The sequence below is a fragment of the Xenorhabdus sp. SGI246 genome (genome assembly GCF_040838225.1).
GTDB classification, from domain to species: domain Bacteria; phylum Pseudomonadota; class Gammaproteobacteria; order Enterobacterales; family Enterobacteriaceae; genus Xenorhabdus; species Xenorhabdus indica.
On sequence record NZ_JBFPEZ010000123.1, the window covers coordinates 1 to 1,436 of the forward strand.

2 protein-coding genes and 1 pseudogene are annotated in these 1,436 nt (G+C 53.1%); all 3 read right to left on the bottom strand.

Annotated elements, in window-relative coordinates; genetic code table 11:
* A partial coding sequence (locus tag ABLA85_RS18175; protein ID WP_367965734.1) for an integrating conjugative element protein occupies positions 1-491 on the bottom strand: 491 nt, incomplete at its 3' end.
* Positions 467-1,168, bottom strand: a complete 702-nt coding sequence (locus ABLA85_RS18180) for a TIGR03759 family integrating conjugative element protein (protein ID WP_367965735.1) — start codon at positions 1,166-1,168, stop codon at positions 467-469. The genes ABLA85_RS18180 and ABLA85_RS18175, both read right to left, overlap by 25 nt.
* Positions 1,168-1,436 (bottom strand): annotated as a pseudogene (locus ABLA85_RS18185) (pilus assembly protein PilL); the annotation flags it as partial. The pseudogene ABLA85_RS18185 and the gene ABLA85_RS18180, both read right to left, overlap by 1 nt.

A 1,436-nucleotide genomic window follows, 5' to 3' on the forward strand; every position in this document is an offset into this window, starting at 1 on the left:
TAATGTCGCAGTTGCAAACGGAGAGCCAATTCCGAACCGGAAGCAGGCGATAACAAGACATCCGGCGCTAATGCCCGCAGTGACTGTAAGCCTGCCATTTCACTGACATTGACAACCAGTCCAACAGCGTGCAGTGTCTTCAGTCGTGTTGTATTCTGGCTTAACCACCGACGTGAATCAGCGTCATCACCAATCAGAAATAACGCCCTAATGCCCGGCAGTTGCAATGGACGGCTTGCCACTTTTCCCGGTGTCAGTTCTGGTGTTTTAACCGGCAGCATGGCCGCTTCCCCCGTCACTTCTGACAAGAAATGGTATGATTGTGCAGAACGATGATCCGGCTGGGTATTAATGCTTTCATAAAAGGGCGAGGCATCTTTACCACCCAAATCAGCAATCACGTTCAGTCCGGCATGACAGGGAGTCATCCATAACAGGCCGATAATGGGGAATACGCTCACCCATTTCATTGTAATGACGTGATCTGCCATCCCTGTTCCCCCTGCCGCAACAATACAGGCATCAGTCCCTTACCAAACCGGAACCAGTAACCCGTATCATGATTCAGGGTGATTTGTCGGTTACGGACCTGTCCAACAGGAATACGATGCGTTTTAGCCCACTGCCGTAAGGTGTCATCATTACGTTGGCTGTCGACCAGATAGATATCAACGGGTTGCTTCGCCGCCAGGACTTCGGCCAAACGTGTGTCACATTGCGGACAATCTTTGGCTCTGACAAACAATGCCAGCCGACCATTTACTTCATGCGATTTTTCCATATTGACCGGCAAGACATCCGGAAACAGCCGCAGCCAGGCAGCATTCACTTCCCGCTGGAAACGCAGTTCTTTTTGAGTTCGGGCAAACTCCGCCCTGACCCACTGTTCAGCATAACGGCGGCGTTCAGCATCACCATCGGCTTCAATGCCTAATGCGGTCAGCGGATCAAGCCCCGGCGACCGGATACCCCGTGGCCCCTTCATCAGTTGCTGGTAACGCTGGTATTCATCGGCACTTAACTTCCACTGTTCAGCCTGACTTTTCAGGGAGTGCTGCTGGCTTTCTGTCGCTTGTGTCTGCTGTAAAGCTAATGGTGTCGGTGTGGCTGCCCAGACCGAACTGCTCAGCAGTAACCACATCAATAGACCGGATCGGTGCGATGTCATCAACGCTCTCCTTCCTGCTGGGCTTGTTTAGCCGGAGCCGGGTGCTGATAACCCTGTCGCAAATGGTGACACACCACACGCAGCACCCCATCGACTTCCAGTTGCCAGGCCGGACCTGCCATCATCTGTAACGCAGTACGCAACCGGACAGGGCCTAACTGAGCGTGCACTGATGGCAGCGGCTGGCGATATAAGATGTCATTCTTCTTGTCAGGCGCACAGAGTGTATAGCCCGATTGACGCAATCCGTAACGCATGGCATCGGCAA